11 protein-coding genes are annotated in these 12,495 nt (G+C 72.8%); 4 read left to right on the forward strand and 7 right to left on the reverse strand.

The genetic code is table 11. From position 1 onward, the window contains the following. Positions 1 to 220: 220 nt before the first annotated feature. Positions 221 to 1,711, forward strand: coding sequence for a UDP-N-acetylmuramoyl-L-alanyl-D-glutamate--2,6-diaminopimelate ligase (locus ACWGKJ_RS01435; protein ID WP_385020504.1), 1,491 nt, complete (start codon positions 221 to 223; stop codon positions 1,709 to 1,711). Between the two features lie 75 nt (positions 1,712 to 1,786). Here the strand turns inward: ACWGKJ_RS01435 and ACWGKJ_RS01440 are convergent, their stop codons facing one another. Beyond that, a complete protein-coding gene (locus ACWGKJ_RS01440; protein ID WP_385020507.1) occupies positions 1,787 to 2,140 on the reverse strand; it encodes a hypothetical protein in 354 nt (117 codons plus the stop codon). Between the two features lie 400 nt (positions 2,141 to 2,540). Between ACWGKJ_RS01440 and ACWGKJ_RS01445 the strand changes: the two genes are divergently transcribed. Continuing rightward, entirely contained in the window at positions 2,541 to 3,602 is a 1,062-nt protein-coding gene (locus tag ACWGKJ_RS01445) for a C40 family peptidase (protein ID WP_385020510.1), read from the forward strand. On the opposite strand, the gene ACWGKJ_RS01450 is transcribed toward ACWGKJ_RS01445, so the two are convergent. The 3 genes from ACWGKJ_RS01450 to ACWGKJ_RS01460 form a co-directional block, all read right to left on the reverse strand. After that, a complete protein-coding gene (locus ACWGKJ_RS01450) occupies positions 3,557 to 4,729 on the reverse strand; it encodes an alpha/beta hydrolase (protein ID WP_385020579.1) in 1,173 nt (390 codons plus the stop codon). The two genes, ACWGKJ_RS01445 and ACWGKJ_RS01450, sit on opposite strands and share 46 nt — an antisense overlap. A gap of 236 nt (positions 4,730 to 4,965) precedes the next feature. Continuing rightward, complete coding sequence (locus ACWGKJ_RS01455) at positions 4,966 to 5,754, reverse strand: LuxR C-terminal-related transcriptional regulator (RefSeq protein ID WP_385020513.1); 789 nt, start codon at positions 5,752 to 5,754, stop codon at positions 4,966 to 4,968. Further along, positions 5,751 to 7,037 (reverse strand): PspC domain-containing protein, encoded by a 1,287-nt coding sequence (locus ACWGKJ_RS01460; protein ID WP_385020516.1) that lies wholly within the window; start codon positions 7,035 to 7,037, stop codon positions 5,751 to 5,753. The genes ACWGKJ_RS01455 and ACWGKJ_RS01460 overlap by 4 nt, the downstream gene beginning before the upstream one ends. Before the next feature lie 130 nt (positions 7,038 to 7,167). Between ACWGKJ_RS01460 and ACWGKJ_RS01465 the strand changes: the two genes are divergently transcribed. Further along, positions 7,168 to 8,496, forward strand: coding sequence for a PspC domain-containing protein (locus ACWGKJ_RS01465; RefSeq protein ID WP_385020519.1), 1,329 nt, complete (start codon positions 7,168 to 7,170; stop codon positions 8,494 to 8,496). Positions 8,497 to 8,850: 354 nt separating this feature from the next. Here ACWGKJ_RS01465 and ACWGKJ_RS01470 read toward each other — a convergent pair whose 3' ends face one another. Both ACWGKJ_RS01470 and ACWGKJ_RS01475 read right to left on the reverse strand, forming a co-directional pair. Continuing rightward, on the reverse strand, positions 8,851 to 9,396 hold the full coding sequence (locus ACWGKJ_RS01470) for a DoxX family protein (RefSeq protein WP_385020522.1): 546 nt from the start codon (positions 9,394 to 9,396) through the stop codon (positions 8,851 to 8,853). A gap of 160 nt (positions 9,397 to 9,556) precedes the next feature. Beyond that, complete coding sequence (locus ACWGKJ_RS01475) at positions 9,557 to 10,597, reverse strand: helix-turn-helix transcriptional regulator (RefSeq protein ID WP_385020525.1); 1,041 nt, start codon at positions 10,595 to 10,597, stop codon at positions 9,557 to 9,559. 124 nt (positions 10,598 to 10,721) lie between these two features. Here ACWGKJ_RS01475 and ACWGKJ_RS01480 point away from each other — a divergent pair, with 124 nt between their 5' ends. Then, positions 10,722 to 11,120, forward strand: a complete 399-nt coding sequence (locus ACWGKJ_RS01480; protein ID WP_385020582.1) for a VOC family protein — start codon at positions 10,722 to 10,724, stop codon at positions 11,118 to 11,120. A 14-nt stretch (positions 11,121 to 11,134) separates the two neighbouring features. Here the strand turns inward: ACWGKJ_RS01480 and ACWGKJ_RS01485 are convergent, their stop codons facing one another. Continuing rightward, complete coding sequence (locus ACWGKJ_RS01485) at positions 11,135 to 12,418, reverse strand: hypothetical protein (protein ID WP_385020585.1); 1,284 nt, start codon at positions 12,416 to 12,418, stop codon at positions 11,135 to 11,137. Positions 12,419 to 12,495 lie beyond the last annotated feature (77 nt).

Consider the following 12,495-nt stretch of genomic DNA (forward strand, 5'->3'; position numbering starts at 1 on the left):
GCCGTGCGCTGCACGGCCACGGCTAGCAACTCCGGGCCCCTCCTGAGCCCCGCGGTGGGCTCACGCGAACGCGCCTGTGAAGCGCCTCCGACGCGACTCCGCGTCTCCGCCCCACCACCCCCGTAGCCCCACCACCCCCGCAGCCCCGCGCCCCCGGGCGTACCGCCGGTGTCGCTTCCCGCGACCGCCGGCGGGCCGGCCGCACCCTGAGAGGACCCCTGTGAAGTTGAGCGAGTTGCTGGCCGGGCACGACCACGAAGTACTGCTGGGCGATCCGGGGACGAGAGTCACCGCGGGAGCGTGCTTCGATGCCCACCGCGTCTCGCCGGGTTCGCTCTTCGTCGCGGTGCCCGGACATCGCGAGGGCGGGCCGGAGGCCGTCGGTTCCGCGCTGGCGCGGGGCGCCGTGGCGGTGCTCGTCGAGGAACCCGCGCCCGGACTTCCCGCCGCGGTACGGCCGTCGGCGGACGGTGCCTGCGTCGTCAGGGTGGCCGATACCCGTAAGGCCGCCGCGCTGATCACCTCGCGGTACTACGGAGAGCCCGGCCGGGCGATGGACATGGTGGCCGTCACCGGTACCAACGGGAAGACGTCCGTCTCGTACATGGTGGAGTCCGTGCTGCGGATCGCCGAGGGCGCGAAGGTGGGTGTGATCGGGACGGGCGGGAACCGGATCGGGGACGAGTCGATCCCGATGCCGCGCTCCGTGCTGACCACTCCGGAGTCACCGGACTTCCAGTATCTGCTGGGGCACATGCGTGACCACGAGGTGGGCACCGTGGTCCTGGAGGCCACCTCGATGGGCCTGCTGAACCACCGGATCGACCATTCCTTCATCGACGTGGGCATCTTCACCAACCTCACCCAGGACCACCTGGACGACCACGGCACGATGGAGCACTACCGGGACGCCAAACTCAGGCTGTTCGGGGGGCTCTGCCGGCGCGCCGTGGTGAACGCGGACGACCCGGTCTGCGCGCTGGTCCCGGCGATGATGCCGGGGCTGGTCCGCACGTACGCCCTGGACGCCGAAGCGGACTACCGGGCGACCGACCTGGACATGGACGCCTTCGGTACCCGGTTCACGCTCCACCACGACGGGCGCAAGTATCCGGCGGCGATCCCGGTGCCGGGCAGGTTCTCGGTCGCCAACGCACTGGCCACCCTGGCCGCGTGCCACACTCTGGGCCATGACCTGGCCGGTCTGGTGGCGGCGCTCGACCGGATGCCTCCGGTACCCGGGCGGCTGGAACGGTTCGAGGCTCCGCAGGGCGCGTCCGTGATCGTGGACTACGCGCACTCGCCCGACTCCCTGGACAAGGTGCTCGCCGCCCTCAGGGACTTCGCCGCCGCCCGCGTCATCACGGTCTTCGGCTGCGGCGGCGACCGCGACGCCACCAAGCGGGCCCGGATGGGCGAGATCGCCGGGACGCACTCCGATCTGTGCGTGCTGACATCGGACAACCCCCGTGACGAGGACCCCGAGGCGATCATGGACCAGATCGCTCCGGGGCTGACGGCCACCGGTACCCCGTTCGAGCGGATCGCCGACCGCCGGGACGCCATCGCGTTCGCTCTCTCCGCCGCCGGGCCGACCGACATCGTGCTGGTCGCGGGGAAGGGCAGCGAGCCGTACCAGATCGTCGGCGACCGGCTGATCCCGTTCAGCGACATGGCTACGGTGCGCGAGCTGTCAGCCGTACGGAGGTAGGGCGCGGCCCTTCGGCCGGACCTGGCCGGGCGAGCCCGCTCAGGTCCGGAGCGCCGCCGGGGTCCGCAGCACCGCTCAGGTCCACAGCACCGCGATGAAGATGTTCACGATCGTCAGGCCGCCGACCGCCCCGAAGAGGCCCTTCTCGATCCGCTCGTCGTCGCGCTTCACATAGACGAGTCCGAGGATCACCACCAGGACCGCCAGCTTGATCCCGATCTTGACGGTGTTGATGGTGTTGCCCTGCGCCTGGTTCAGGCCGACCAGCGCCACCCCGGTCACCAGCATCGTCAGCGCGCCGTGCAGCATCGCGGGCCCGAACCGGGCCTCGCCCGTGCGCATCGCCTTCATCTGGGTCAGGAAGCCGCCGAGCAGTGCGGCGATACCGATGATGTGCAGACCGACGAAGGCGTTGATGAGTACGTCCATGGGATTCGACCTTAGCCACCGCCCTTCGGCCGCCCGCCACCGGTACGGCAGCGGTACGCCACGGATACGGCAGCGGTCCGGTCCCATCCGGTCACCCCCGGCCCCATACAGCAGAAGGGCGGCCAGATTCGGTCACTATGTCCCATAGGGTCTCGTTCCCATAACGCCAGGCCTAGCGTTCTTGCCCAGATGACCGGCTCCCCACCGCCGTCCCATGACCGGGCGGCCACCGGGCATCACCGCCGAGACCTCCGGCGGCGGCCCGCTCCCCCTGTGCGGGCCGCCGCCGGACACGTATCCGCTCCGGGGCCCCGGGCCCGTCAGTACGGATGGACAGCAGTACGGACGGATACGGCACGGCGGACACGGCAAGGACGTACGGAAGGACGTGACCGCCCTCGTGGCCGCTCACCGAAAACCCAGGCAGCACCCGCTCACCGGCCCCGCGGCCCGGACCGCCGCGACCCTCACCCTCGCGGGTGCCGCATCCGCCACCGCCTTCCAGGGCGTCGGCCACGCGGCACCGCGCCTCACCCCGGCGCAGGTCAAGGCGCAGGTCGACAGGTTGTACCGGGAGGCGGAGACCGCCACCGAGAAGTACGACGGGGCGAAGGAGAAGACCGCGGCGTCGGAGAAGTCGCTGCGCTCGCTGCGCGACCAGGCGGCCCGCCGGACGGCGCAGCTCAACACCGCGCGCTCGGCCCTCGCCTCGACGGCGTCGGCCCAGTACCGCGACGGAGCCGTCGACCCGTCGCTCCAGCTGTTCCTCTCGTCCGACCCGGCGCACTACCTGGACCGGGCCGCGTATGTGGAGCGGATCGGCGACCGGCAGGCCGCCGAGGTCGGCGGGGTGCGCAGGCAGCTCGGACAGCTCGCCCGGCTGCGCTCCGAAGCGGACGCCACGCTGGGCACGCTGCGCGGCCGGCAGGCCGATCTGAAGAGGCAGAAGACCACCGTGCAGAGCAAGATCCGCGCGGCCCGCGCGCTGCTCTCCCGGCTGTCGGCGCCCGAGCGCGCCTCGTACGAGTCCGGGGGCACCGGCCGTTCCGCCGCTCCGCAGGCCGCCGGCCGGTCGGCCGTGCGCACCCCGGTCGCCGCCACCGGCTCACGGGCCGCGCGGGCGGTCGCCTTCGCCTACGGCGCGCTCGGCAAGCCGTACGTCTGGGGAGCCACCGGGCCCTCGTCCTTCGACTGCTCGGGCCTGACCCAGGCCGCGTACCGCTCGGCGGGGGTGTCGCTCCCGCGCACCACGTACACCCAGATCAACTCCGGACAGCGGGTGGGCCGCTCCGAACTGGCCCCCGGCGACCTGGTGTTCTTCTACTCCGGGATCAGTCACGTCGGCATCTATGTGGGCGGTGGGCAGATGATCCACGCCCCGCACCCCGGCGCGCCGGTCAGGCTGGCGCCGGTCGGTCAGATGCCCTTCGCGGGCGCGACCCGGCCGGTGGCGGGCACCTGACCGATCGGCGCGCCCGTGCGCACCCCTGGTCGGAACTGTGCGCTCAGCCAGGTGAAGACATCAGGCACCTGCTTGCGCCAGACCGCCAGGCTGTGTCCGCCCGTCACCGGGATGACCTGCACCGATGTGGGCGGTTTGGCGGCGCGGCGCAGGGCGAGTCCGTCCCGGTAGCCGTCGCGGGGCGCACCGGAGAGGAAGAGGGAGACGCGCGGCGGGGTCTTGGCGTGGCGCAGGATCCACAGCGGGTTGTTCGTGCGCCGCAGCGCCGGGTCCTTGGCGGTGATGGAGGCCCGCTCGGCCGCGGGGTCGTTGTATCCGGAGAGCCCGGCGGCCGTGTGGTACCGGTCGGGGTGGGCGAGCGCCAGCTTGACCGCGCAGTGCGCTCCCGCCGAGTAGCCGGCGACCGCCCACCCGGCGGCCCCGTGCTTCGCCCGGAAGGTGTCGGTCACCATCCTCGGCACGTCGACGCTCAGCCAGGTGTCCGCGTTGATCACCCCGGAGACATTGGCGCAGCCGGTGTCCTGGCTGCCGAGGAGTGAGGTGCGCGGCGACACCAGGATGAACGGGGCGACCTCGCCCCGCTTCATCATCGGTGCCAGCTGCTTGCCCGCGTCGAGGCTGGAGAACCAGGCCTTCGCCGTGCCGGGGAAGCCGGAGAGCAGTTCGACCACCGGGAAGGAGTGGTGGCGGTAGGCGGGTTCGTTGTACTCGGGCGGCAGCCAGACGTACACCTCACCGCGCACCCCCGACACCTGCCCGGTCATGACCGTCTTGCGTACGCCGCCCATGCGCGGGTCGGCCACCGGCTTGAACACGGCCCGCTGGTGCGGCTCGGAGGCGAGCTGGCGCCCGCCGAGGCCGTCGGCACCGAGGTCGGGGGCGGCGACCACGTGGTTCCCGGTGCCGAGCAGGTCGGCCCAGCTGTCGTACAGGCCGTTGCTGTTGTTCACCGCGACGAAGACGACCAGCACCGCGGTCGCCTGCGCGAACAGCACCATCACCAGCCGCGCCGCACCGCGTACGGCCGCGGGGCCGGCGACGCGCCCCCACAGCAGCAGGGGCAGCAGCACCGCGACGCCCATCATGGCGATCGCGGCGAGGAAGAACGGGGTTCCCGTCAGGCTCATCACGGGGGGAAAGATGCCCTATGGGCGCCAGGGGTTACCTGTTTTGCACCCTTTTTACCTCGTCACGTACGGCGATGACCCAACACATACGGTATACGCCCGCTCCCTGCCCGGCCCTGGCCATCTCTGGCCGTACCTGCCCATACCGCCGCACCGCCCGCCTGCCCCCTGCACGCGCCCGCCGTGGGAGCTCAGCCGAGCCCCGACAGGTCCGGACGGCCCGGGCCACCGCCCCCTCAGACCAGCCGGCGTGCCGTCGCCCAGCGGGTCAGTTCATGGCGGTTCGACAGCTGGAGTTTGCGCAGCACCGCCGAGACGTGCGACTCGACCGTCTTCACCGAGATGAAGAGCTGCTTGGCGATCTCCTTGTACGCGTATCCGCGGGCGATGAGGCGCAGCACCTCCCGCTCGCGCTGGGTCAGACGGTCCATGTCCTCGTCGACCGGCGGGGCGTCCGTGGAGGCGAAGGCGTCGAGAACGAATCCGGCGAGGCGCGGGGAGAAGACCGCGTCGCCGTCCTGGACGCGGAAGACCGAGTCGACCAGGTCGCTGCCGGTGATCGTCTTGGTGACGTAACCGCGGGCGCCGCCCCTGATGACCCCGATGACGTCCTCGGCCGCGTCCGAGACGGACAGGGCGAGGAAGCGGACCGGGTGATCCGGGTCGGACATCAGCGCGGCCGAGCGGCGCAGCACCTCGACCCCGCCGCCGCCCGGCAGATGGACGTCGAGGAGGACGACCTCGGGGCGGGTGGCCTTGATGACGGTGACCGCCTGGTCGACATCGGCCGCCTCGCCGACCACCTCGACGCCCGTCGTCTCGGTGCGGCCGATCTCCGCCTGCACCCCGGTACGGAACATCCGGTGGTCGTCGACGAGGACCACCCTGACCCGGCGGCTCTCCCCCGGCCCCGGCAGCCCGCTCCCGGCGGGGGCGTACGGCTGCTCGCCGGCCTGAGACGCCTCGGTGGCCTGAGGGGCACCGCCGGCCCCGGTGCGGTCGGTGCGGTCGGTAGGCTCGGTCATGCTCGCTCCATCTCCAGTTCCACTACGGTGCCGCCCTCGGGAGCGGAACGCAGCCTTGCCGTACCGCCGTTGCGCTGCATACGGCCGATGATCGATTCTCTGACGCCCATCCGGTCGGCGGGCACCGCGTCGAGATCGAAGCCGGGCCCCCGGTCGCGTACCGACACGAAGACGGTACGGCCTTCGACCTCCGCGTACACCTGTACGGCACCGCCCTCGCCACCGTACTTGGCCGCGTTGACCATGGCTTCGCGTGCCGCCTGCATCTGGGCCGACAGCTTCTCGTCCAGCGGGCAGTCCCCGACGACCACCACTTCGAGCGGCACCCCGTGCTTGTCCTCGATCTCCGCGGCGGACTTCCGGACGGCGTCGGCGAGGGTCTCGGGTTCGTCGTCCTTGTCCTTGCCGGTGCCCTCGGGGCGGTAGAGCCAGGCGCGCAGTTCGCGCTCCTGGGCGCGGGCCAGCCTGCGCACCTCGCCCGGCTCATCGGCGTTGCGCTGGATCAGCGTCAGGGTGTGCAGTACGGAGTCGTGGACATGGGCGGCGACCTCCGCACGCTCCTGCGCGCGGATACGCATCAGCCGCTCCTGCGAGAGGTCCTGGGTCATCCGGATGAGCCACGGACCGGTGAGCAGGGCGATCCCGGCGACCACGGCGAGCGCGGCGGTCAGGACATTGCCGAGCTGCGCGGACGAGCCGCGGATCACGATGAACGCGGCGAGCCCGGCGCCGACCAGCACCACGCCCGCCAGCGCCCGCCCCACCGGGAGGAGCCTGCTGCTGCGGCCGACCTCGGCCCAGTGAGCGCGGCGGGTGTTGTCCGCCTGGCGCCAGACGAGGACGACACCGGCACCGATGAGCAGGACGGGCCAGATGTACGGGCTGGCGTCGCCGCCGATGTCCACGTTCCCGATGAACGCGGCCACCCCGATGATCAGCGCGATGAGGGCGACGATCTGGCCCCGGTCGGGCTTGCGCAGTCTGCGGCGGCCGTCCGCCGACTCCTCGAACGGCGACGGCACCCCGCGCTGCCCGACCCCGCCGGCGCCGAGCGGCACGACGAACCAGAACGCGGCATACAGCAGCGCCCCCAGCCCCTCCAGCGCGAAGAGCACGATGAACGCGGCCCGCACCCAGGAGACTGGCACCCCCAGATGACCGGCGAGCCCCCGCGCCACGCCGCCCAGCATCCGCCCCTCGGCGCTGCGGTACAGCTTGCGCGGTGCGGGCTCGTCCGGGGTCTCGGCTGCGGCACCGGCGGCACGGGGCGGGGCAACTGGCATGGACCGATCGTCACATGGACGGCCCGTCCGGGACATCAGGGAAAACCCTCTGGTTCCGCGGGCCGAAATCAGGGACCGGCCAGGGTCTTCACGGTCCCCGCCCGGCCTGGCCGCCCGTCACCATGGGGGTATGACAACCCCGCCGCCGACCACCCCGCCGCCCCAGAGCGAGCCGCCCCCGCAGCTGCGCCGCCACCGGAGCAACAAGGTGGTCGCCGGGGTCTGCGGGGGACTCGGCCGACACTTCGACCTGGATCCGGTGGTCTTCCGCGTCGTCCTCGGGGTGCTCGCGGCGACCGGCGGCGTCGGGCTGATCTTCTACGGTTTCGCCTGGCTGCTGATCCAGCTGGACGGTGAGGACGAGAACGAGGCGCGCAGGCTGCTGACCGGGCGGGTCGAGGGCGCCTCCATGGCCGCGGTGCTCTTCGCGCTGGTCGGCTGCGGGCTGTTCCTGTCGATGCTGCACTACGTGACGGTGCTGGTCTTCGCCGCGCTGCTGTCGCTGGCCACCGCGGGCTCCGCGGTCTGGTCGGAGCGGCGCAGGCTCGCGGCCCCGGATGCCCCGGAACCGGCTGCCGGACAGCGCGCGGCGGGGCAGAAACCCGCCGGGCAGCGGGCGGCCGGGCAGACGGTGGCGGACGCGCCGCCGGAGACGAAGGCCCCGCCCGCGCCGGGCGGTCCTTCCTGGTGGCGGGACCCGATCGTCAAGGACGGCACCACGGGACCGGTCGGCACCGGCTATCTCTGGGGGCCGTCCGGGGCCGCACCGGATCCGCGGCCGTTCCGCCGGCTGTCCGGGTCGGCCGGGCCGGTGCCGGTGGCGAACCGCGGGCCGCGCGGCATCGGCGGCCGGGTCTTCCTGTGCGCGCTGCTGGCGGCCGGCCTCGGTACCGGGCTCTCCCGGCACGGCCACCCGCTCACGGTGAGCCTGCAGACCGGGCTGGCCTGCGCACTCGCCGTCTTCGGCCTCGGCCTGCTGCTCAGCTCGTTCCTCGGCCGCACCGGGTCCGGCACACTCTTCCTGGCGGTGGTCACGACGGCGCTGCTGGCGGGCGTGAGCGCCCTGCCGAAGACGGTCACCACGCACTGGGTGCGCACGGAGTGGCGGCCCGCGTCGGTGTCGGCGGTGCACCCGCGGTACGGGGTGGGCACCGGGGTCGGCACCCTGGATCTCCGGCGGCTGACCGTACCGCCGGGCGCCTCCGTACGTACCCATGTGGAGGTCGGCGCGGGCCGGGTGGCGGTCGTCGTACCGGAGAACGTGACCGTGCGCCTCCATGCCGAAGTGGGGCTCGGAGACATCCAGTTGCCCGGCGAGCACCAGCGGGACATCGACATCTCCCCCGCCCGGGACAGAACGGTGACGCTCCCCCCGCAGAGCGGCAGCAGGGCCGGAGGCACGGTCGATCTCCATCTGGAGGTCGGCCTGGGACAGGCGGAGGTGACCCGTGCACGGTGACGGCGAGGGAACACGGGCCGGAGAACAGGGGTCCGGAGAAGCGCGGCCCGGAGAAGCCCGGCCCCGAGACCCACGACCCGGCGACCCACAACTCGGAGGACCACGGCCCGAAGAACCACGGCCCGGAGAACCGCGACTCGGAGAACCGGGACCCGGAAAACCACGGCCCGGTCGCCCGCAGCGGAGGTTCCTGCACGAGTTCCGGCCGGGCAGGGCCGTCGCGGGCCTGGTGCTGCTGGGCATCGCGGCCCTCTACCTGGGCGAGGCGGGCGGTCTCTGGCGGATCCCGGCGGTCGCCGGACTGCCGGTGCTCGCCGCCGGTCTGGTGCTGGCAGGCATCGCCAGCACGGTCGGTTACGGCATACGGCGCCGGTCCGCCCGCAGGGCGTCCACCGAGAGGAGCGGCGACCCGGCGAGCAGGAGCGGCAGCCAGGCCATGAGGTAGGCGAGGTCGTTGCCGTAGTAGTACGGCGTGGACTGCCAGCTCACCGTCAGCCAGAGGCTCAGCGAGATCAGGGCGCCGCCGAGCGTCGCGACCCGGCCGAACAGTCCCAGCAGGGTGCCGATGCCGACGGCGAGTTCACCGATGGCGATGGCGTAACCGAAGCCGGCCGGGCTCTTCAGCGCCAGGTCCACGAGGGCCGGGACGGCCGCCGAGCCGCGTACGGAGTGCAGGAGCTCGCCGAGCGAACCGGCTCCCGTGGCATGCAGGAAGGCCGAATCGGTGAGCTTGTCGATACCGGCGTACAGGAAGGTGACGCCGAGGAAGATCCGCAACGGCAGCAGCGAGTACCGCCGGGCGGTCTCCTTCCAGCCGCCGCTCCGGCCCCGCGCACTGCCGCCGATCCCGACGCTGCCGCCGATCCCGATGGGTGTGCCCGTCCGGTATCCCTGAACCATGGTCTGGCCCTGCCTCTCCGATTGCCCGTGGCGCGTGCCGGTCCGGCGGACGCCGTAGATGATTCTGCGTCCCGGTGCTCCGCGCCCCGCCGCCCGGGGTGCCTCTCCGGGAGACCCGGATCCCGTACGCCGGGACTGCCGGACACCAGGCTTCCGTACGTCAGGTCTGCCGGGCGCAGGAGGCGAGGCGGTCGGCGAATGCGGTGACGAGGTCGCGCAGTTCGGCGGGGCGCTCGATGACGAACGGCCGGTCCAGCGAGGCGAGTACCGGCGGCAGCCAGTCGAGCCGCTCCACCCGCAGCTCGACCCGCAGCCAGCGCTCGGCCGCCGGGTCCTCACCCTCCGCGGGCGCGGTCTCCACCACGGTGGCGACGGTGGCAGGCAGCCGGGTACGGACATGGCCGGCCGTCCCCCGGATCCGCAGGACCACCTCGTACCGGTACGCGGCCGTGGCGAACCCCGACACCACACGCTGGGCCGGATCCGGCCCGGCGGGCTCGTCGAACGAGCCGGGCAGGGCCCTCGCGTCCGTGATGCGGTCGAGCCGGAAGGTCCGGTCCTCGCCGATCCCGGGGTCCGCGCCCGTGACGTACCAGCGGCCCGAGTGGGCGACGATCCCGTACGGGTGCAGCGCACGTTCGCTGCGCCGGCCCTCGCGGTCGGTGTACTTGACCGAGACCGGCCGCCGGTGGCGTACCGCGTCGGCGAGGGTGAGCAGGACATCGGCGTCCGGGGCGGGGAACTCGCCCGGCGGCGCCGTGAACGCGAGGGAGTCCAGGACCGTGTCGAGCCTGCGGGCCACCCGCGCCGGGAGCACCCGGCGGATTTTGGCCGCGGCCGTCTCACCCGCTGTTCCCGCCTGGACCGCCTGACCCGCAGCGCCGGCCGTGCCCGCAGCACCCGCAGTGCCCGCCGTCATCAGGCCCGCCCGGCGGCCGGCGATCAGGCCGAGCAGCACGGCGAGGGCCTCGTCGTCGCTGAGCATGAGCGGGGGCAGGCGGTAACCGGGGGCGAGCCGGTAGCCCCCGTACCGGCCGCGTACCGCTTCCACGGGCACATCGAGGTCGACCAGCTGGTCCACATACCGCCGCACCGTGCGCCCGTCGACGCCGAGCCGGCCGGCGAGTTCGGCAACCGTGCGGATGCCGCCCGACTGCAGCAGCTCCAGAAGAGTCAGCACACGTGCGGTGGGTCGGGACATGGCGCCGATCCTAATCCGCATACCGGACCGATTCTGTCCTCTATTGGTCCTAACCTGCGGAGTGAGCACCACACCGGACTCACCGCACCACACTCACCACACCTCACCCACCAGGGAGAACACCATGGATTTTGTATCGGTCCGCATCATCACCGGCGACGTGGCACGGCTCGTCGGCTTCTACGAGAAGGCCACCGGGGTGCAGGCGGCCTGGGCCACCGAGGACTTCGCCGAGCTGCGCACCCCGCACGCCACCCTGGCGATCGCCGGCACGCGCACCGTCCCGCTGTTCGCCCCGGGTTCCGCCCGCCCGGCGGAGAACCACAGCGTGATCATCGAGTTCCTCGTCGACGACGTGGACCGCGTACACGGGAATCTGGGCGGCCTGGTCGGGGACTTCGTCAGCGGGCCCACCACGATGCCGTGGGGCAACAGGTCGCTGCTCTTCCGCGACCCCGACGGCAACCTCGTCAACTTCTTCACCCCGGTCACCCCGGACGCCGTCGAGAAGTTCGCCCGCTGACGCCGGGCGGGGCCTCAGTCCGTCACGTCGATCTCGCAGGCCGCCGTCTCCACCCCGGCCGCCGTCACCACCCGTACCTCCACCCGGCCCGGCTCGACCTCCACCGGTACGGGCACCGTCAGCACCGTGTCCGACGGGTTGGCGAAACCACCCGGCACCGGGACCAGCGGCACATGGACGTGGACCGTGCCGATCCGGACCACCATCCGGGCCAGCCGGTCCGGGGTTCCGGCCCCCGGCGGCACGAAGCCCGCACCGCGGATCTCGATGTCGTCACCGGTACGGATCGGGGCGTCCAGGTCCCCGGCCTCCCGTGCCCTGACCACCGAGAGCACCACGGGCCTGCCGCCCTCCGCGTACTTGCCCGCGACATACGTCACGGCCGAGACGACGACCAGGAGCGCGAGCCCCCACGGGAGGTCGGGCAGCTGACCGGGACGGCGGGCCAGGCGTACGGCAGCGAACAGCACGGCGGCCGAACTGACCAGGACGTACTGCACATCCGCGAAGCTGCCGCGCCCCGAGTCGTCGGTGAGCAGATCGGCGGCGCGCGGGCGGTCGGCGCGGGCCTTCTGGAGCTTCTGGGCCAGCACCCGCAGCGCGACCATGCGCCGCACTCCCACCGCGACGGCGCAGACCAGGGCGAGGACGGCCGCCAGGCCCGCGCCGCGGGCCAGATCGAGTCCGGCCATCAGGGCGTCGCGCTCGCCGTGGCCGGACGCCCCGGCGAGCTGCAGCGAGAGCACCAGGACGGAGAAGACGACGAGCAGCACCCACGCCCCGGCGACCGCCCGGGAGGTGGAGAGCCGGTTGTCCTCGCCGATCACGGGGGCCAGGACTCCCCCGCGCGCCCGGTGGGTACGGGCCGCGCCGGTCAGCAGTGCGGCGGTGAGCACAGCGGCGATCAGCCCGGCGGTACGGGCCGTGCTCCAGCCCGCGCCGATCGCGGTCACCGCCTCGGCGAGCACGAGGACCACCGCGCTCCCCCACACCACCAGCAGCGTGCGCACCCATACCTGCCGGAACCAGGCGGCGCCGGCCTCCCGGCCGCGTTCGGCCACTGTGCGCGCCGACTCCGTCAGTTCGTCGGAGACCCACTGCCGTGACGCCCCGGCCGAGTGCGCGACCCCGGCGGGCAGGCCCTCACCGGCCGCGAGTCCGTCCCGCCGGGCGAGGAACGCGGCAACGGCGCGCCGGTGTCCCTCGCGTGCGCCGTGCGGGCAGTCCGGGCAGGTGCAGCCGCCGCCGTGCGCCCCGGCGTGCGGACCTTCGCCCTGTCTTGCTTCCTGTACCGCCACGCAGAACGCCGCCCTTTTCCCGCCCTGTGCAAATCCCTGCACGCTCTTGAACTTCCTTGCGTTTCAAGGGGATTGTG

The organism is Streptomyces sp. NPDC054757 (assembly GCF_053612185.1).